This window comes from Edaphocola aurantiacus, assembly GCF_019797745.1.
GTDB lineage: Bacteria > Bacteroidota > Bacteroidia > Chitinophagales > Chitinophagaceae > Edaphocola > Edaphocola aurantiacus.
The window spans coordinates 118,925-139,566 of sequence record NZ_VOSI01000002.1; the positions used below are offsets into that span (position 1 = coordinate 118,925).

9 protein-coding genes are annotated in these 20,642 nt (G+C 44.0%); all 9 read right to left on the reverse strand.

Annotated features, from left to right (window positions below):
- Nucleotides 1–6: 6 nt before the first annotated feature.
- Nucleotides 7–945: an RHS repeat-associated core domain-containing protein gene (locus FTD44_RS05250; RefSeq protein ID WP_222165492.1), complete on the reverse strand. Its 939-nt coding sequence runs from the start codon at nucleotides 943–945 to the stop codon at nucleotides 7–9.
- 44 nt (nucleotides 946–989) lie between these two features.
- Nucleotides 990–1,178, reverse strand: coding sequence for a hypothetical protein (locus FTD44_RS05255; protein ID WP_222165493.1), 189 nt, complete (start codon nucleotides 1,176–1,178; stop codon nucleotides 990–992).
- Nucleotides 1,179–1,189: 11 nt separating this feature from the next.
- Nucleotides 1,190–1,900 carry an IS1 family transposase gene (locus FTD44_RS16225; RefSeq protein ID WP_222165494.1) on the reverse strand — a complete coding sequence of 237 codons (711 nt, stop codon included), beginning with the start codon at nucleotides 1,898–1,900 and terminating at the stop codon, nucleotides 1,190–1,192.
- A 150-nt stretch (nucleotides 1,901–2,050) separates the two neighbouring features.
- Entirely contained in the window at nucleotides 2,051–2,365 is a 315-nt protein-coding gene (locus FTD44_RS05265; protein ID WP_222165495.1) for a hypothetical protein, read from the reverse strand.
- Nucleotides 2,346–12,686, reverse strand: a complete 10,341-nt coding sequence (locus FTD44_RS05270) for an RHS repeat domain-containing protein (RefSeq protein WP_222165496.1) — start codon at nucleotides 12,684–12,686, stop codon at nucleotides 2,346–2,348. Before FTD44_RS05270 ends, FTD44_RS05265 begins: the two co-directional genes overlap by 20 nt.
- Before the next feature lie 32 nt (nucleotides 12,687–12,718).
- Nucleotides 12,719–13,447: a hypothetical protein gene (locus tag FTD44_RS05275; protein ID WP_222165497.1), complete on the reverse strand. Its 729-nt coding sequence runs from the start codon at nucleotides 13,445–13,447 to the stop codon at nucleotides 12,719–12,721.
- Nucleotides 13,448–13,467: 20 nt separating this feature from the next.
- Nucleotides 13,468–19,521 (reverse strand): hypothetical protein, encoded by a 6,054-nt coding sequence (locus tag FTD44_RS05280; protein WP_222165498.1) that lies wholly within the window; start codon nucleotides 19,519–19,521, stop codon nucleotides 13,468–13,470.
- A 14-nt stretch (nucleotides 19,522–19,535) separates the two neighbouring features.
- Nucleotides 19,536–20,135 carry a hypothetical protein gene (locus tag FTD44_RS05285; RefSeq protein WP_222165499.1) on the reverse strand — a complete coding sequence of 200 codons (600 nt, stop codon included), beginning with the start codon at nucleotides 20,133–20,135 and terminating at the stop codon, nucleotides 19,536–19,538.
- On the reverse strand, nucleotides 20,119–20,631 hold the full coding sequence (locus tag FTD44_RS05290) for an OmpH family outer membrane protein (RefSeq protein WP_222165500.1): 513 nt from the start codon (nucleotides 20,629–20,631) through the stop codon (nucleotides 20,119–20,121). Before FTD44_RS05290 ends, FTD44_RS05285 begins: the two co-directional genes overlap by 17 nt.
- Nucleotides 20,632–20,642 lie beyond the last annotated feature (11 nt).

Sequence of the window (20,642 nt, forward strand, 5' to 3'; positions counted from 1 at the left end):
TTATAACTAACCTCCTGTTTGCACTGGTGGAATTATTTGATCATCTATCCTTGGTACTGATTCTACTATCTTATTTACAGCCCCAGGCGCTAATCTATTTGTTGCAGGATTATCATCATTAGGAGTCATCCAACCCCCAAAATCATGATCCTTATTTGTAGTTGTATCAGGAGACTCATTAGAAGCACCTGCCATCTGAAGAAAAAAGTGAGTCATCTCATGATTTTCCGCTCGACCGAATTGATATTGTCCCCTCAATGGATTTACAGTATTTTGATTTCCAATACTATTCCCTCTTTGATCAAGGGGAAGAGAATTGTCATTCCATAGAACGACTCCTTTATATGTTCTCATAGGTGACTTAGATCCTTTAAAACTAAAATTTGAAAGCGTACTAGTCTCAGTAGCAATTTTATCTGCAAAGTCCTTGTTTACATCTTTAGACGATGGATTTTGCTGTTTTAATATCTCAGGATCATATGTCTTGAAGTTAAAAACAAATTTTATCGGAAGACCTGCTTCATCAAAGGTAATATTTTCATTATACTTTCGAGTCATTGCAAATTGAAGTTTATCATAATCAGCTGGAGTGTAAGCCCCATTCGCACCATTATTATTTACAGCTACATAAACATCTGTTTCTATTACTCTTTGTGTTGGAAGTTTAAATCCATTAGGCATGAGCTTTACCACCCTATAAGATACACCTTCTAGACCATCCAAATCAACATTCAGAATGGGATTATTACTTGCAAATTGATAAGGTGTTAACATAGGAAACTTTTGTGATAGTGGATCAAGACTTAAAAACTTTGCAACTCTAGTGTCTTGCATTCTCGCTTTGTAATTAATAGAATTCCCCACTCCCTTCAACTCATTATCCTTCTCCTGACCATTAAACCCAAATCTATATCGGTCTTTGTTTTCATCACAGATATCTACCAAGTAGGTTTCCTGCGTCGTAACCGGGTAGGTATAGCAGGTAGGGTTCAGCAGTATATCATATGCCCCAGTACCCACAGTTGTACGCTGGAGCCAGTTGGTTTGAAGCTGATACGATAAGTACCCTTACCGGTAACCGGTATACTGCCCAACACCACAGTATCTGATCCAATCATCTCTACAGCTTGTATAATCGTTGCATCATCGCCGTTCTGTACCATGCTGGAGGTATCCAAAGATATTGATTCTACCCAAAGAAATAGATCATTAAAGTGGCTTGCAGCATAGCCAGGCTTTTGCTAAAGCAGATCGTTCTTCTGCTTAGTCTTTTGAGATGAGTTCTTAGCGTTAGGTTCTTTCTTTCTATATGGTTCGTTCCTCTGTATTTCGTACTATGAATGCTATCGGGAATGAGGCTTGCATAAGTCTGGTGCTTGTCTGTATAGATCTGCTTTGGCACAGTGCTCAAGAGCTTGTTAATCAAAGGTTCCAGGGTTAATTTGCTTCTGGTCCCGATCACAAAATCAACTACCGATCTCGTTTCCCGGCAATAGGCATACGCAATCCAAATACGGTTAGTTTTGCAACCCACATAAGTGCAGAGTTCATCTACTTCATATTGATGATGGAAATGTAATACACGCTTATTTAAGTTATCAGCAAGGCTTTTTATTCTCTTTATAAGAGTAGCAGATGAAATACGTAATAATCTTACAATACTTTGGACACCACAACCCTCCTTTAGCAATTTAATGATATAGGTATTTAAAGCAGGATAGCAAGCTATGTTTCGATAAGAAGTCAAAAACGTCCGATTACAAATCCGACATAATAACCTCTGTTTATTAGACCTGGTCTTACCATTCTTAACACATTGACCCTCGCAATAAATACACATCTTCTTTTCATCAACACTTTTAATACACATGCCTGTGATCAGGACATTCTGAATATTCATTTTTAGTTTAAAATTAAACGAGGCAACCTAAATGATTGCCTCGCTTTTAAATAAAAAACAATATTCAAAATATGAAATATAATACGGGTAAGGATTTCGACAAATATCAACACTTTTGATACATTACCCTCCCTCACCACATTACCCCCGCTATTGGCATCTTTTATAGAAATCGATAACACTTTCATTGATTCTATTATATTCAATTATTAAAAAACATGTATCCTCATATATATACTGGCTTTGGAATAATAAATTATAAGTAGTACTGCCATCACTATTATTAAATGTATCGATTTCTATATATTTTAAAGGCTTTATTAATTCATCAATTTTAACACCCCTATTCTCTTTGCTCTTTAAATATTTTATTGCCGTCTCAATATTATCGATTTTCTTATCTGAAATACATGAACTAAAAAAGAAAAGACCCAATACCAGCAATTTACCTTTGGTAGAAATCATAAATTCTATTATTTGTTTTTAAATTTTTATATGTATTGAACACCTGATTTACGTCACTCTGTGTTACTCTTCTTTTATTTGGATCCATCTGTATAAAGGTAGCATTCGCATTTAGATCCTTATATACATAGTTAATTATTTTATAATTCACACCACGTGGTGCAATTATGCTAGGGTCAGGGCAGTAACTTTTTCCTAACTTTGGCAAATTATAGCTTGTTCTGCCAACAATATCTGATTTTGTTAAAGGGTGATCTAAGCCCATTCCATGAAAAAACTCATGCACAACTGTTGAGTTATTTCTATTCTTACCTATAATGTCGCCTGTAGTAAAAATTCCTGAATTACGGCCTAGATTAAAAAAAGAAGTTCTATCAGATTTATCAACACGTACAAAATTGTTAGCAAGAGATTTATTGTCTTTGGCCAATGTATTAGCCATTTCTTTTGATACAGTAAAGACTCTAACATCAAATTTGACATCATATGATTCCCCATTGATTGTTTGTTTAAATGTTTGCGACGTCAATAATTCTTTAAAACTTTTTGTCGTTTCTTGATATACAGAGTTCATTTCGCCATTGCTTACACTTTCCCCTGCATAAAGGTATATATTTGCGGTATAAGTAACCTGTTTATTTGTATTATCAACAACTTTTTGAGCGGTATTACCAAGAACATCATTATACAATATAGGATTATTAGTAAGTACAGAATAATCACTTGAAAATATTTGTGGAACTGGATCCAAATTCCACCTTCTCCCCAATCTCGTATCATACTCCCAGAACAACGCTGTATTATGGTTACCAATGCCCGCCAGTTCATTCACCTTCTCCTGCCCGTTAAACCCAAATCTATATCGATCCTTGTTCTCATCGCAGATATCTACTAAATAGGTTTCCTGTGTGGTCACCGGGTAGGTATAACAGGTTGGCTTCAGGATCATATCATATGGGCCTAAAATCCATAACTGCACGGCTGAGCCGGTTGGGGTAAAGTTGATACGGTGGGTACCTAAAGTCTTCACAGACATACTACCCAATACAACATTCTCGCTACCTATTTGCTCCACTACCTGTACAATGGCACCATTGGCATCAGTCTTATCCAGACTGGCAATATCCAAAGATACGGTATTTACCATTCCGGGAGTCACCTGTTGCATGAGACTCACCCCGTCATTCAGGCTGATGGAATTTACATTCAGCAGGGTATTATTACTCAGCAGGGTCGCGGTTGCAGTACCCAGCTCGGTATAATAACTCGGCGACCAGGCCGGTACGCAATAACTGATCCAGGTGGTGACCCAGCGGTTGCGGCTTACGGTAAGGCATTGGCTGGTGGTATCACTCACATAACGTCCCGGCTGCAGCATACCAAAGGGATAATAATCGTAGGCACTCACCAGCGCCGGTTCCTTAACCGGGGCCAGGATATCGGTGCCTGGTATCAGTTCACGTTTGATGAACGGCATATCACTTACCGTTGCCTGTACATTGCCCAGGTAGTTGCTTAGTTCGTATTGTTTCTGGCCAATGTTATGGTTCACGGCAAAGTGTCCCTGGTCGGCCATACCCCATGGGGTGGTGGAATTACCGCCAATGATGTCCTGGTACTCTGCACTGTACCATGGTCTGCGGCTGCTGAGTAAGGTGGTATCATATACCGCCTGCGTGCCGGTCAGGTCTATACTGGAGTACACCTGCTTAGACAGGTAATCTTTGGTTCCCAGTCGGCTGCTACCGTACAGGTGATGTGAAGACAGGTACAGGTCTTGTGCTTTCAGCGCATCCTGATACACGGTAGTCGGTACCTGCATGGTCATGCTCTGTTGCAGGGTAGCCAGCATGGACTGCCAGTTTACAGTATAGCCTGTTGTATTCAGGATACCATTGACCAGCAGGCCAGTACTATTTCCCGTTTCGGCATACAAACCACTCACAAATGTGCCCGGAGATTCCGCATATACCGCGGACAAAAGCGTTTGCGTATTACTCTGCTGCATCATCATGTCCTGGGCAGGCGGCCAGTTATCGATAAAGCTACCGAATGATGGCTGGTAGCCACTCTCCACCATAGCAGTCTGATAAGTACTATTGATCACATTCGCAAAGACAGTGCCGTTAGTCGGAGCATTGATGCTCGCATCCGTACTGATATCATTAAGGTAATGACGTAGGTCACCCACAGCATCCGGATCTGTAACAAACAGTGTAAAGAAGTTTTCACTCAGCTTGTCCAGGTTTACCTTCCCATCCCTTACGGCATGGTCTAAGCGATCTATAGTCTCCAGCATATTACTGCCATCATAATCTATCTCGATAGACTGGTACAGTGCGGCAACGGCTGCCTGGTTACCCATATTGGTCAGATAGCTTACCGCATTGTACCGCGCGTCTGTATCCATCTCCGGGCTGTACAGCTGTTTTATAAATTCTGAGGTGCGCGCGTAATCATATTCTTCATTTGGACGATACAACAGATAGTGCTCCAGTGCCGGCCCCAGTATTGGGTCGTTATTGGCCTTACTATAATCAGCCATAGACGCGTATATATCCTGTTGTCCATCCGGATGGGCCAGGAACTGCGCATACACCGCCGGACTATATTGCATAAAGTATGACGGCGAATGTGCTCCAATCTGGTTGTTACCCCAGTTCAGGGTAGCGCCCATATTGGTCATATACTGCTGGAAGCCGCCATTGTTACCATAAGTCGGTACAATAAAATTGCCCAGGGTATTGGCAATACCGGCCTGACCTATGGTATAGTTCAGGATATTGGTCATTACCGTTACCGCACTTACTTCATAGCGGGTCTCGGCATTATATACGGCCAGTATATTACCCTGCGCATCGCGTACATAGTACTCGCCTTTTTCGATGGTGGTATCATGGTCGCTGATCGTATTGGTCTTGAGGTAACGCTGTCCCGATCCGTCGTAGGCGAAGCGCAGCGCGGTGCTGTCATCATCGTCCTGTACCACGTAGTTTACTTTATTATAATGGTTCCACTGTATGGTATCTTGTCCACCTACCAGGTCTTTCACGAGATTACCGGTGCGGTCGTACAGGTAGCGCGATACATTGTTTACCGTATTTTGTTTAATGTCATTCGTATAGTTATTGGCTACGTAATCATTTACATTCTGCAAGCGGTTGTCCGTATTACCTACGGTGTAACGGTAGATGAGGCTGTCCATCTGCAGCAGGCTGTTGTTATTACCATTGCGGGTCAGTTGCTGCAGGTTACCATCGGCATCATAGCTATAGCTGTTCTTATAGCGGTTGGTCGGGGTCAGGGTACCATCGCCCGCCAATTCTGCATACTGGGCACGCATCAGCCGGTTCAGCTGATCGTAGGTATAGGTCGCACTCAGGTTTTCGAATGGTTTGATGGCCGTGCTGGTACGCGGTATATTACCATTGTACAGGTTCTTGCCCATAGTAGCGGCAAAGGTCACAATGGTATCACCGATAGGCTTATAATCACCTTTGAAGTAGTCGATACTCATGGCTACGGCATCGCGTCCGTGTACACTATTACCTATAGCATCTTCTCCCATATCCTTATCCGGGTTAAGTACATCGCCATTGATAGCTTTGAGCCAGCCCTGGATGGTATAGGCATAATCGACGCCTTGTACCCGTTGTTGCCCCAGGCTCATACGGGCCAGCGGACCATGATCGTAGTACTGGTAGCCGGCATCGCGGTTCCAGACAATACCATCGGCACTGGTCTCTACATTGGTAATGCGGTTATCATCATCGTATCCATAACGCTGGTAGTACTGGTCGGCAAAGCCACGGTTATAGCTCAGCAGGTTTACTTTACCACTGATCAGGTCATAGTCATAATCTACACGTTTGAAGCGCTGGTTGGCGGCAGCCCATGACGGATAATCCCGTGTAAGGGTTTTGACATTACCGGCGATATCGTAACTGAAGTGCATCGCATAATCGTAATTACTGGTACCCTGGTTATTCGCAGCCAATGCATCGAAGTATTTAATCGCGGCTACGCGCTTACGCAGGTTGTCCTGTGCGCTCATACCGGCTTGTGCGGCCAGGTTCAATGCAGGATCATCATACTGCGTCATGACCACCTCTTCTCTTGCCAGTGCACGCACATAGCTGACGATGGTACTGTTTGTATAGGCTTTCAGGTTGGCCACCTGCGGTGGGAATGGTGTCAGTAAACCATTCACCAGGTAGGCACAGGTATAAGTGGCTGGTATGGTAGTCGATGGCAGTGGTACAAAGTAAGGTGCACAGGCGACCTTGGCCTGACCGGTTTCTATAATACGGCTCTGCTCATCGTACAGGGTATAGGTCATACGTCCGCTCTCGCGCTGCTTCTCGTTCTGAGAGAAGATCATGCGCCCTGCAGCATCGTAGAAGAATTCTGTTTTGCCTCCGTCCGGTGTGCTTTGATCCACCACCTGGTTCAGGGAGTTGTAATGGTACTGGCTGGCCTTTTTATGTTCGGGCAGGTACTGTGGCGCATTACTACCATTTTCCCGCTCGGTATTCACCTGGCTCAGCAGGTTTACATCCAGGTATTTTACCCCGGCCGGCGGAATGGTACGGATCAGGTTCTGTGCACGGTCATACTCATACAGGGTATAGTTGAAACGCTGTGTTTTGTAGCTGGTGGTTAGCTTCTCGGTCACGCCATTGTGCATTACATAATCGGTAAAGTCTCCGATCAGCTGGCTGCGTACGGAATCGCGATAGTGGTGGTAACGTACTTTTCCTTCATATACTGCGGCTTCCAGTTTCATGCGCTCACAGTTCATGATAGAGTCTTCTTCATTCGGTGTCAGCGGATTAGCCAACAGTACATTGTTGAGCTTTTTATTATTACCGATGACGAAGTCGGTATAGGCTTTTACGGTAACATACTGTACCGGTGCCGAAGGATTATACATCACCAGTTTGAAAGCATTGCTGTGCTCATCGCCCGGCATCACTTCTATACCGGCTACGGTATAGTTGGCCAGTTCGGTGGTTTTGATAAAGCTTGGCGGCTTCAGGTATACGTTATATAAAGTATCATTTACGCCGAAATAGCGGAACCAGAAACTTTCATCACCACAGCGGTATGCCGTCAGTTTCTGTGCCGGTAATACCTGACGGGTATTACCGATCGAGAAGAATAGTTTATTGCCACCCAGGTAAGTTTTTACGCCATCCAGTATGGTTTGTAATACACCGAACTGCGTACCGTTGGTAACGGTTGCCGGATCTACGATGTAAAGGTTTTCTACATCATTGGGGCGGGTATAGGTTCCGTAACTCAGGACTTTGCCATTGAATACCGGCAGGCCAGCAATCAGTGGTGCAGTCTCCAGGCTGTCTAATGCACGACGACGGCTCAGGTTGAGGATACCATTCACACGACCCAGGTAGGCCGTTTTTTCAGAGGTATAGTACTGGTTGTCGACGGTGCTTGCATAACGGTTAAGCAGCGTGTAGACAATATTATGCTGCCTTAAATAATTTTGTACCCAATCCAGTTTACGTCCTGCATCTGTGATGGACATACCAGATGGTAATACTAAATAGGCTACATTATTGGCTTGGTAGTTGATCCCATTATATATGCTTAAGATGCCATGCGGCCAATAGTTAAACTCTAGACCTGTATTGGATTGAATAGCCGTAACATCCCCTGACGACAAAGGTCCGGAAGCTGTGAGTATATAACTAATCAAACTTGCTTGCTGTGCAACATCAAGAAATGGGACATTAACCTGTTTGACAAGTACATCGGTGGAGTAAGCTGTAATGTAGTCTTTATACGTTTTCCATAAAGATTGAGGGACGGTATTTAAATCAATATGTATCCATTCCTGATTGTTGACATTAGTTATATATCTAAGTGTTGGCCAAAAGGCTACTGTTGTATCGATCTGTCCAATACCTTGAAGAAATAACTGTGCTGCAGTAGGAGAGGTGAACAATAAACTTGCGTAAGCATTCTGTAACGGCAACGGCTGATGATCGGCCAGCGCACAGCTTTCCATAAAGCGCAAATAATCATAACCACCATAAGAACGCTTGAGCGTATAATTCATAAAATTACGCAGCGACTTTTCGTAGTAAGGATGATCTACTTCATGGATATTAAACAGGTTCATGGTATCCATAAAGGCCTGGTGCAGTTTATACATTTCGGTACAAGGAATACAATCCGAGATATTACTGATCCCTTCATCATTCATCGGTACGGTGTTGTTCCAGGCGATAACCGGACAGCTTACACTGCCGGATGCAGAAGTCTTTACTGCATTGACAGAGAAGGCATACAAGCCTACTGCGCCTTTTACATTGAGTTTGTAAAAACTGTCGATGGGTTCATGCTCGTTAATACACAGCACTTCCAGACTCAGACTCTGCCCTGCGGACAACTGGAAGGGGTACTGACAGCTACCACCATTGTCTTTAAAATAAAAACGAACGGCATTGGCATCACTCATGGCACTGTTATACAGATGCAGAATGTATGCCTGATTGCTCACATCATAGGTACTCTGTATTTTCACACTGGTGTTACCCAGCTTGCCGATAATCGGCTGCTCAAAAGTATTGCTGCTGTTCAGCGTGGTGCTGTATTCTATAAACGGACTGTTCAGGGCAGATTTATACGGTGTGCTGTTAAGAGCCTGCGTCGCATCATCATAGAAGGTCTCTGTACGGCAACTGAAATTAAAAGTATTGGTCTGGTTTAAATAGTCATAATTGATCAGGTACGGATGGCAAAGATCTGTCAGCGGAATGTTGGCAAAAGCCAGGGCATTGCGGATCTGATCCGGGGTAAAATGCCCCATTTGCGCCAATCCATTGGCACACAGATCCAGCAGATAAGTACGTACCGGTTGCAGGCTTGCCGAATCGGCACAGTTTTGCAAGTCTTCAATAATGTGATTGATCGCTCCGTTGTTCAGCAGGGTATTGCCCTGGTTGTAGATGCCCTGTGCAGCCATGGCCAGGCTGTCTGCGGTACTACCAAAGGAATGAAACAGTTGCAGCAACTGATTTCCGAAGCTATCCGGGTAGTTAAGTGAAAGGTTACTCAGCGCAGCGGTATTGATTCCGAAAATATTGCCGCCGGTGCTGCCACCGGTTCCACCCCCACCCCATGGGTTACTGGTTGGATTGGTTACGATATTAGTTGGCGGATAAATTGCCGGCGGGATAAGGGTCATGCGTACCGGCTGACATTGCGCACAGTTGATGCCACCGAACTGTGGATCAAGATATTGTTTGAATCGCTGGCGACTGGCCAGGTACAAGTTGCGCATCATAATAAAATACTCTTCCTTCACATGCTCACCATTAATCACATTACCGACAATTTCGTTCTGGAAATCGATACGGCATTTCTCAAAAATGACAGGGTCATCGCAGCCGCAGTAAGCTTTAATCATCGCAAGGGAATCGATGAGCATACCTGAAAACGCAAAGCGCGCCAGGCTGTCATAAGGTGAGGCAAATGACGGGGGCAATTGGCTGAATAAAGGATCGGCCTGTATTACATCTTGCAGGTGCAGTAAGCCCATCTGCTCTGCGGTAACCGCATCAGGCATATTATTCAGGGTGCTGGCAAAAGGATCGTTGGCACAGTTCTGCAGGTTACAATACTCAGGGTGCAATGGCAGTAAAGCCTCGGCAATATCATCATTAAAGATTGCAATAAAGGTATCTACCGGCAGGTCCTGCAGATTGGTATACACATGACCAAAACGGATTACCGTATCCGGCAGGTGTACCAGACAGGTATCCTGGTAGCGGTGATGATAATAAGTACTGTCATAATACACAGGATTACCACCATCGTCAAGATAAGAGTGCTGTACTACTTTATAAGGCAGGAAGGTGAAGATTGAATTGTTATTGCTCACGAATGCTCCTGAGCTATCATTATAATAACCGTACTTACGTATAGTATTGCTGTGATTAAAGTTAGGCCAGAGCTCATCTTTCATACTCTGTCTGCGGAAATCACAATCACTTTTCTCCGGAGGACAAGGATAATCTTTAGACAGTACTTCTTCCTTAACGAAATCCTGTTCGGTGCGCATACAGTTATCATTCATCGCGATAAACTCATCCACGACTTTTTCTATATCCTCGGCATGGAATGTCATCGTTTTCTGGATCTGGTAAGCTCCGGGCTTCAGGAAGGGATATACCGGCGCATCTGCATAGGATACCGGGGCAGGGCTCGTCACTACACGGCTTTCACCCAGAATGCCGTAACGCGGCAGGAATGCTACAGAATCTCCGCACTCATCTATGATGGAATATTTAAATTTCGCCTCTAGTGAAAGATACTTTCCGGTACAAAAGGTCGCATATGGCGTAAAGGTGGCCAGGTATTGTACCATATTATTTCCGGCTACATCGTTGAAATAGGATTTCTCGAAAATGCGGCTCATGCCCACCTGCTGCTGCGGCATACCGGCCATATGGTCTTCTGTGAATGAAGAGGTATCCGGCACATTGGCATTGCGCATCAGGGCCAGCTGAGTAGTATCAGGAATACCCACCAGGGAGCTGGCTACAGTATGTCCTTTATAATCGGTATAGTTCAGGGAGTATTGTCCATTGGGGTCTTGTGCAACGGTTTTACGGTAAAAGCCTGATAAACCCACATTCAAACCGAACAAACGGTTCAAATCCATCTGATCACCACTTACATAATTGTTTTTAGTATAGTGTTTGTAGCCTATCTGCAGGCTGTCTCCAGCTCCACCTTGCTTATCTACACGGTCTTCAAAACCGGGAGAATACACCGTCTGTACCAGCGGATAGCCTCCGGCATCAGGTACAAATTTTTGAAACCCTTGTTTATTGGGATTCAGAGCAGAGTAATAAATATTGGCCAAGGCATTATCAGACAGGCGTGGAATAACCGGATCGTCCGGACAACTGTACATACTATTATTATCAAAGTCTGCGGCTTTATAGGGCGCATTGGTATTCTGGTTCAGCGACAGGTTATACTGGTACCTGAAGGCATCGGTGGTAACTGGTGTCGGCAGGATACTGATCGAAGGCCTTCCTTCATAATCGTATACCTGTTCTGTGGCAATCAGTTTATTGGGCTGGCTGTTGAAGCGGGTTATGCTCTGCCTGTTCTTGAGCATACCATCATAGTAGCTCATGACATGCTTGTACTTGCCCTGCTCGGCAAAGGAAATGGTATACTGCCAGTTGAGGCTATCGCCATTATGCGGAGCAGTAATCTTATAATAGTTGGTTGTAGCAAGTGAAGAAACCGTACCGGCTTCTGCCAGATTCCAGTTACCGTATACAGGATAACGATAGTACACAGAATCGGGACGCACCATACGTACACGATATACCAGGTAACCTTTCTGGTATACTAATGGTATTTTGTAATAGTTACTATCAACTGTTACGCGGGTGCCGTTATACTTGAAGTTATAGTCCAGTGCTGCGGCGCTTTTCTCACCCACCACACCGGTCTCGGGGTTTACCGTATAGTTATCTACATAGGTCCATTCCAGTTCATAATTGACCGGGGTCAGTTCCAGGTTATTTGTAAGGCTGTTGCCCTGCAGGTTCCAGCGTACCGGAAGGTAATCATTAACCGGGGCATCATTACCGGAGTTTAGGTTTGGTGCACCATTGCCATATACATTCACCAGGCTGTTATTAGCCGCACGCACCTGTTTATGGTAAGGCTGTACAGTAACAGCTCCTTCCACATTGAAGTTGAAGCGATAGAAGTTACCGTTGGTACTCATATCTACCGGCACTGGTGTGCCACCAGCGGATGATAATTCATACAGGCCGGTCATGATCACTTTAATTCTGTGGTAGCCGGTATAGCGTTTTACATTCTGATCCTGGAAGGCGGCCAGAGAATCGGGCTTATAACTGATCACCAGGGTATCGTAATGCGTACTGTATACTGTTGTATCCAGCGGATTGGTATACCCCAGTAACTTATACGTCAATTTGAACGTATAAGGCTGTGTTACCTGGTAGGGCGAGGCATGATTTACATAAAAGCGCACATAAGACTGCAGGCTTTTGAACTTTAAACGGCTGGTCCAGCTGCTGCCGGTAGCCACGATCTCATCCCACTTATCCTGCTTTACTGTGATGGTGTCAGGAAAACCGTTATGCTGCTTGATCTCCAGGGCGGTACGGACCATACTGGCCTCACGCTCCTTGAAACGGTAGGTCTGCGCCTGTGCCGTAAACAAGCCTCCGAAAAGGAATAGCATAAGCCATGCAGCAATGCGCTGAATACATTTAAATGATGCAATATGATTTGACATAAAACTCTTTGTATTTCGTAATGAAGAAATTATTATAAAATCGACGATAACTTATAGTTTTTAAACTGTAGCAGATGAGCCTTGCCACCAGTCACGGTGAATAGCGATGCTATACTGAACACATCATCGCTGAAGTTTGTGGTATAACTATGGCAACGCATACTGTACATGGTACCTGCCTGTGCATTATCCCCATAGGGTTCTGCAAAAAAAGTACGCATGGTAATCGTCATGGGCAGACCTGTCGCATGGTTGAATATGATCTGTACCGACTGCAGGGATGATTCTTTCGGAAAGGAAAAATCATAGCTGGACAAATCGCCGATGCGCTTACCCGCTTTGATCTTGCCCTGCTGTACCAGTACAGAGTCCAGGAAGGTGGCGGTAGAACTATTTTTGAATATAGAAGACAGGTCTCCCATAGCTCCTTTGTACCGCTCCTGGTAACGGGCAATATCAAATATGCTTACATATTTCTGATAGTGGCTGGCTTTGTAAAACCACTGGCTGTTCATGACCATCTGCTCATCTTTATTTTTAAAAAACAACAGCTTCTTAGCGGCATCCATGTATAAAATATTCTTTCGGGAATCTTTCTTGCCATCCGGGAATACAGCGTCTATGTCGGTCACATAACTATAGCGACTCATCTTCTTGATCTGCTCCACTACCTGCTTGAAATCGGCCATTGTCAGGTTCTGTGCCCATGACGGCAACACCAAGGACAGGCAGGCTAACAATACAATTATATTTTTCTTCATTTGATTCACTGGATTAGAAATTAATTGCTTTTAGGATTCGCACTTCTGGATTCGGAAACAGTCATGATCCCTTTTTCGGTTTCTTTCTTGGTACGGATCAGGTTACCTTCCTGGTCATACTCATAGAAAGAAGCAAAGTTGTTTTCATCCAGGGTGGCCATCAGACGCTGATTTACCGGGTTATATACAAATGATTTCATATTGGCTTGTGCCGGCATGATGCGGATATCATCGATATAAGCATTCGTCGGCAGACTGAGGAAATAGGTAGTCGCTCCGGCGCCAATGGTCACTTTCGCTTCAAACTGCTGCCAGCCTTCAATGATATTTGACTTGGCAGTATAACCGGCCGGTACGGCATAAGATGTACCATTAGCTGTGCTGCTTTGTGGTTTATACCAGAACGAGATAATGTATTGCTGCCCCTGTGTAAAGTTGAACGGCAGGTAACGCGCTCCACCATTTGCAATATTGGCATTGGTCGCTGCAATAGACAGCCCGCTAAATGTACTGGTCTGTATAGAGTAGTTGCCCGTGTGTGCAGCAGCAGTACTCAGGTTGAAGCCATAAGCTGTATTCATACTAAAGACATTATATACTGCTGATAGAGACTGCATTTGCAGCAGGTACTGGAATGGCGAAATGGTGATACCAACTTTATTATTCTTCACCAGCAGCATTTTATAATCTTCAAATCCTTCAGAGAAGATCTGGTGCTGGCGGGCATTCTGTGCCAGGGCAACCGGCAATTGCTGGTTGTAGCCATATTGTGCCGCAGTATAGTTACCGGTGGCATCTTTATTTTCCAGCTCAAAACCCCATGGTGACCATTTGGTAATGGTGCGGGCGATAATCCAGTTCGGATCACCACCGGTATTCGGATTCAGCAAGCCATAGTCGGAGTTATAATTCGGTGCAATAAAATCATGGTACAGGTATACACGGTTACGCAGATTTTCCAGTGAGAAATAACCTTTACCACTATCCGTTGTATTAGAAACACAGTACCAGGTTCTGCCTATACAGCTATCCGGGTTCACATTGTCAAACGACCATAAAGTATGTGCATCAAACAAACCGGCTTTGCGATTTGTATTTCCACCATAGTTACGGTTCTTCAGATAAGCATACTCCTGGTACAGACGTTTTACCTGTTTGGTACCATTTACATAATTATTCAAGGAATCCCATGTACCTGGATTAAGGGAGGGATCGAACTGTGGCAGGATAGCCGTATTGTTATCGGCATACACTTTCGCCGAAATATTGATCAGATCGGTAAGATCATTTTTCAGGCTGTTATCATTTTCGAAAGGCGTACTCATGCCGGTATAATTCTGCATAGATTCAGTAAGCTGATTCTTCGCACCGGAGCGCACGATCTTCATCTTCACATTGGTGATCGTACCATTTTGAGGCCATGAATATTTGAATCTTGGTTTCAGTACAATATCGAAACGGCAACCTTTCGGAAAGTGGTGCACATAAGGGTGCTCGTCAGAACAGATGTAATTAAACAGCGTCGATTCCGGATTAGGCACTACCACGGTATCATATACATCGGTAGGTTGTACCAGGCATTGACCGGCACACTGAATATATCTTTCGGTAACAGCAGCTGCGGCTTCGCCCGCATCCATTACCCACACATTATTCTGCTGTGGAACTCCATTAATATTATAAGTGATGAGTATCTCATCACCCATTTTATAATGTGCATTCTCCACATTAGTTAGTTTGATTGCATAGTTCTCAATCGGAAGACTACTGTATTCATCCTCGTAATTTATATTCGCATAAGATGGCCCCATAGACTTATAGCCCCAGTATGCAGGATAGTTCACAGAGTATTCTTTATCTCTGTATTCATTATTGATAGAGGTGATCAGGGCTTGCCCGGTTACCGGGTCAAAAGCCTCGTTACGCATAGTCGTAACAGCACCTTCCTGAAGGCTTTCCACCTCCATCAGTATACCATACTGCTGTATAACTTTAGTAGCTACAACAGCATTAAAACTATTATCATAATTACCATCCCACCAGAATGGAAATATAATCGGTACCGGTACCGGACCGACATTGGTCACATTCACATTGGCCTGTATGGTTTCATCCTTTGTACTTTCTTTCTTTTCACGAGTATCGATGGTCAGGTCTACTTCCACACCCAGCTGGCGCATCATCCGTTTCATTTTGCCGGATGCTCCGTCATATTCCAGCACTGGTACAGTATTGTCCAGTTGCTTACCATTGGACTGGTATTTATAATGCTGGTAGCTGATCAGCTCAGACTGGTTGGTACCCGGCTTCATCACCCGATGCTCTGTACGCTTAGGTTTGCCGTGCATATCATTAAAGCGCAACACATATCCCTGGGTAGCTTTATAAGTCACTTCCTGCTTCATGAAGCCATACTCTTTCTTTCGCTCTATTACTTCCTTAGGCGTACTTTCTACAATAATCGGGAAGTCTTTTGCGGTATAGAATTCGCTGATGTCCAGTCCCTGAGCAGAGCGGCCGGAAGCACGATTAATGCTTTCTACAGACACACGGCTGTAGCCTACCACTGGTCCTGGATACAGGCTTTCACCCACCGGCATTTCCTGGTACAGACCTACCGGATCATTAGGTGGGAATTTACTGCCACTTTGCGCCGTATAATCTACAGGTGTTCTCAATGGATTCTCATCACCACCAACTAATGGTTCATAGCTGGCCACACCACTACTGATTTCGAAACCCTTACCATCATCTACGGTATAATTATATTTCTTACCATAAGTTGCATCCTGTGTATTACCACCTGCCAGCTGGCTCCAGTTATCATAGAACTTCAGGGTAGCTACACGCTGCCCGCCACCTTGCTTTTTCTGGCCAGGTGTATTCAGGCGCATAAAAGAAGTTTCCAGTTTTACGTACTTGGCTTTCCCCTCTCCGATCATGCGGGTAACAGGGTTCTGCAGAATGAATAATAATTCCTTAAGCCCGTATGCCATACCAGCCAGGATATTCAGCATGTCCGGATTATCGGGATCACTGCCTGGGAAGATTACGTGTGGTAAATAGTAGCGCCCAAAATTGATCCCTGTATAGGTTACATGATTGGCCAGAGAGCCCCCACCTTTAACCTCTACCGGTTTGGTTTTGATATAAGCATAGGTGGTATCGTTTTCACATTTGCCCACCTCTTCTACTTCTGCATATCCCTTGATCGGCTCATAACTCTCTTTCTTATCGGTCAGCTGTGTTTCGAAATTGTAGTACAGGACATTCTGCCCTTTCAGGTAGTTATCCCGCAGGTTACGGTTTGTATTTTCTTTGCTGATTCTCCGTTTAAAATAGAAATATGTATTGGGCGATTGCTTACCGGAATACAACTGTGCTCCTGAAACAAAGTTTTTGGTATTACCAATGCCTTTCAGCATAAACATATCCATGACCTCTTTGTCCTGTACATAGGCATAATCATCCGACTCATAACTGATCTGTATAGCCCCTCCGGATGGCAGTTTGATCCTGGTCAGCGACCAGGCGCTGGCATACTTATGATTATCCGGATCTTCCTGGTCCACAAATGGATAATCTGTATTGGTCCGGTCTGTTCTGTTAGGCTTATAAATACCCCAGCGATCTTTATTGGCATAACTGTAATCATAGTTATACTGCTCATCATACTCAAACTGGTAAGGACTGATCATACTCTTTTCAGAGTTACCATATTTGATATAGATTTTTTTCAGGGTCAGTTTACCGGAAGTATTATCGGTAGCCCCATTGATGAAGTTTGTATTATTTGCTGCTTTTTTACACAGAGAATAATCATAGCTGAAAATGATCGTCTTGATCGGCACCGCTCCGGATGGATTGGCAAAACGCTCATGTTTATTATACAATTTGATAGAGTCCAGTTTGTAAGAACTACCGGCACCAAAGCCTTTACCATCCGCTCTTAAAGAGGTATAGAATTCAGCCACATTGTTTTTGGTTTCGATACTGTGCAGCATCCACTGCTCACGGCTACCAGACAGGTAACTCGCTTTATTATCCTGCTTGTCAGAACGGAACCCCTCATTGTACTGGGCCAGGTTATTGCCATATGGTGCGCGCCACTGATAGTTGGCATCCTTACGGGAGTAATTGAATTTGGTATAAGACCCAAAGTCATCATCCGTAACGCCATTGCCTGTTACATCTACATAATCTGTAGACAATACAGAGGTAAGCAGATAACTATGTGCATACGCAGGCGTTGTTGTTTCTGTATAGAAATTATCAATACCACTTTTGTTGCCTTCACTGTCTTCGGTACCTGAATAGGTTACCAGTCCATCCTGGTTGCCTTTCGAGCTTACTGCAAAAGATTTTTCTTTCTGCACATTGTTCATGGCAGCAATACCGTATACATATCTGCGGCCATCGGTTTGTGTCTGTACAATCTCCGACATATAATGGCTCTTGCGATTACCGTCTATTCTGGTAATGGAATCTACAGCAGTACTGGCCCCATTAGGGAAACCGTTAACCGGATAACTGGCAATCTTACGTGAGCTGGCTACACCATAATCAGAAGCTTCTGCTCCGGTAAAATAAGTAATCAGGTTTGCCCGCGGATCACGTTTATTTTCTGTTCCGACTCTCTTCAACGGAATATTTTTGGTCTGTGTTCCCTTGATTGGGGTAAACTTTCCTATTGAGGCATAGAAATTAGTATCCGTCATGGTCAGTTCACCAGCCTGCTTGAAGTATACATTTTCATAAAGACTTTTCTTCTTGTTACGGGTAAACGGGCGCTGGTACTCACCCCATGGACCGGATGTAATATCGGTGTGACTGAAGTGACCGTCTCCGCCTACTTCAAACAACCAACCCAAACCGGCCTCAATATTAATACTGGTTGCTTCTGACTCTTGCGCTATAGCAGGGTCATATACCGTTCCGAAATCGTTACGAAATGGACGGAACGAACCTCCGGTTCCCTGTCCAGAAACAGCATACACGTCGTAAGTCATATTACCCAGTGGCAGGAAATGCATCGTTTCATTAAACAGACCATCCTTATCACGGGTAAAATCCTGTATTGCATCTACTGTAGCATCCTGAGCATAGAAATATCCATAACCAGGTCTGCTGCCATCTTTATCATATTCCAGTCTGCTCATCTGACCGTAAATAGCACCGTGGATCAAGGACCAGGCAACTTCCCCACCAACTTTGATCTGGCCTCTGTAAGACACCATGTTCGCGCGATTGGTAATCACCGGCACCATATTTTTAACACCGATCGGTACTACTTTACTAAAGCTTGGCCCGTTGAAATTCTTACCACCAATGCTGGCACTGGTAGAGATTCCAAATACTTTATCCTTAACTCCGCTGCGGGTGTTGTAGCCATGACCATAAGTAAAACCTACACCACCGGCCATATCTCCGCCAATGATAGAAGAAGTATTGAAGGTAAGCCCCAGGTTATAATCAATATCCGCACCGCTCTGGGAGCCTACACCAATATTTATACCAGCAGATGCGCGAGGTACAATATTTACACTGGCCTGCAGGGAAATATTCATATCTGAACTGACCCCACGGTAGTTACTGAAGTTAAGGCTACTACCCATAGATATATCCAGGTTCAACGGTGGTCTTCCGGCTCCTCCTGGTTCAAAACCGTTCACCATACCGATACGGGTATTCTTCTCCGGTTTGATGTTTATTGTCTTTCCTACAACTTCCCCTTTAAAGTCATCCGGCAAGCCCCGTACGCTTCTGTTAATCACACCCGGGTTTATGTTCCAGCCATAGCCCACCCAGCTGGATTCCTGTTCCATATCACCGCCACTATGGTAAGAGATATTTACAGGATACCCTTCTACATCAAGTAGTGGAATATTGTACACAAAATCGCCTGTAAACAGGTCCACCATATCGGTAGTTCCTACAGGTTCAAAGCTTTTCACCTCGGGTTGAGTTGGCCCGGAGGTCAGGGCAAAAGTCAGCGAAGGATATACCATCTGGTACGTCATGCTGAGCAACATGACCTTGGCTGTAAACTTTAAGAGATGCTTATTGTATAACATAAGAAAGAAATAGGCTAACGAGTAATACTAATTTTTTTATTGAATTTTTTTGTTTCGAACGTCGCTTTAATGATCCCGTTCCGGAACAGCTGATCATTAAAAACCAGTTGCACTTCTTCCGGTATTTGCTTTGGTTTTTCAAAAGCCAGCACTACAGTTTCACTAGGTATCAGGTTCTGATTATTTTCAAACCAGTAGCTGGCGGGACGCAGGGTATCAGCACCGGCAAGCAGCACAAAATCCCGTGGTGCATAATTCAGCATATAATCCTGGCGCTGCTGGTATTCCTCCATACTCGTCAGCTGGTACCTTAATGGAGACTGATTAAAGTCGGCAACACTGAGTTCTACATTGAACCACCACATCTGCTCCAGATCCTTTTCCCGCTGTTGCGAAACAGCAGGATCTTCATCTCCCGTAGCTTCTGTTGCCAGTATATATGCAGCAGGTTTATACTGATAACTGTAGACAAAGCGCTCTACGCGAATCTCTTTACGCAGGCCATTGTCCTTATCTTCCATAAATTTCTTTGCGTCTGCAGTATTGCGGAAATCTGTATTACAAGAGCTCAGTAACATTCCTGCAACTACAGCCAGATTAATTACCTTTCTCATACTTCTCATTTACATATTTGATTAATGATGCAGTATGATCATAATAATCATCATTATACAGTACCGTACCCATACCATTGGCACCGATTACCATACGTAGACCCTGCTTCTTACTATATTCATCGATCAGGGGATTCAGGCGTTTCCACACCTGCTCATTGATCTGGCTATTGGTCTCCTGGTATTCTGCATCGAACTGGTTTTGCACCTGCATATATTGTGCATATACTTTTTGCAGCTCTTCTTTAGAAACACTGGCATCCTTACTCTGTGCCTGTAACAGATTTTTTAAACTATCGGTCACATGACCTATGTATTGCAGGCGCTGAGACACTTTGGCCTCCAGCTCTGTTTTCATTTTATATTCATTAAACAACTTTACCGCATCTACCACTGCTATCTTTTTCTCCTGGTGTTGCATGATAAAGAACAAAGCAGTACTGGCGGCAATTGCGCAAACTGCAGGAATCAATATTTTTTCGATTAAGGACTTCATGTATAAATTCT

Excerpts from the sequence above, each read along its gene's own strand:
- FTD44_RS05270 (WP_222165496.1), bottom strand. The coding sequence starts at position 12,686 with ATGTCAAATCATATTGCATCATTTAAATGTATTCAGCGCATTGCTGCA.
- FTD44_RS05285 (WP_222165499.1), bottom strand. The coding sequence starts at position 20,135 with ATGAGAAAGGTAATTAATCTGGCTGTAGTTGCAGGAATGTTACTGAGC.
- FTD44_RS05275 (WP_222165497.1), bottom strand. The coding sequence starts at position 13,447 with ATGAAGAAAAATATAATTGTATTGTTAGCCTGCCTGTCCTTGGTGTTG.
- FTD44_RS05290 (WP_222165500.1), bottom strand. The coding sequence starts at position 20,631 with ATGAAGTCCTTAATCGAAAAAATATTGATTCCTGCAGTTTGCGCAATT.
- FTD44_RS05280 (WP_222165498.1), bottom strand. The coding sequence starts at position 19,521 with ATGTTATACAATAAGCATCTCTTAAAGTTTACAGCCAAGGTCATGTTG.
- FTD44_RS05265 (WP_222165495.1), bottom strand. The coding sequence starts at position 2,365 with ATGATTTCTACCAAAGGTAAATTGCTGGTATTGGGTCTTTTCTTTTTT.
- FTD44_RS16225 (WP_222165494.1), bottom strand. The coding sequence starts at position 1,900 with ATGAATATTCAGAATGTCCTGATCACAGGCATGTGTATTAAAAGTGTT.